The organism is Synechococcus sp. R8-2 (assembly GCF_047461715.1).
Classification (GTDB): Bacteria; Cyanobacteriota; Cyanobacteriia; order Thermostichales; family Thermostichaceae; genus Thermostichus.
Window position 1 is genome coordinate 1 of the sequence record NZ_JANSHQ010000681.1, and the last position, 533, is coordinate 533.

Sequence of the window (533 nt, forward strand, 5' to 3'; positions counted from 1 at the left end):
TTCAGCGTGAATGTATCAGTACAGAACCCATGCAGGGCAACAACTGGCCGCCTACGCTACGCGGGAATACTGTGCTCAGATCCCGGCTTTCCTGGCCACTTTGATTGAGGAATGTCATACCCTCGTCCGAGAGCTTCAGCCCGAACTGGAAGCTTTGTTCATGCGCCAAACCCGCCGGCAGAATTTTATCCTTTTCAGCCTCTACGCCACCGATTTGTCGTTGCTCAACTTTGGCCCACTGGGGATCTCCTTGCCCACCTACCACTTTGAAACCCTTGCCGTGGCTGGGCAATTTTATACTTATGAGATTCGAGAGGGGAAAGCTGCCCCCTAGTCACCATGGCAACCATAGGATCTCAAGATCCAAAAGAATCTCAAAAGTTCGGCTAGATCTGGGCTCGTTCCAACAGGGTTTGCAGCTCTTCCAGGGCCAACTGGGCCGACTGGGCCTGCTGGTAAAGGGATTGCACCACCTCAGCGCTGCTCTGGGCCGATTGCAGTGTGGATTGGCTCTGGCGCTGGATACGCTCTGC

Annotated in this window: 1 protein-coding gene; it reads left to right on the forward strand. The window is 54.4% G+C overall.

Translation table 11 applies throughout. The annotated features are described in order from the left end of the window. The first annotated feature begins 10 nt into the window (after nt 1–10). A complete protein-coding gene (locus tag NW819_RS13840) occupies nt 11–334 on the forward strand; it encodes a DUF4359 domain-containing protein (protein WP_414414103.1) in 324 nt (107 codons plus the stop codon). The last annotated feature ends 199 nt before the right edge of the window (nt 335–533 follow it).

Excerpts from the sequence above, each read along its gene's own strand:
- NW819_RS13840 (WP_414414103.1), top strand. The coding sequence starts at position 11 with ATGTATCAGTACAGAACCCATGCAGGGCAACAACTGGCCGCCTACGCT.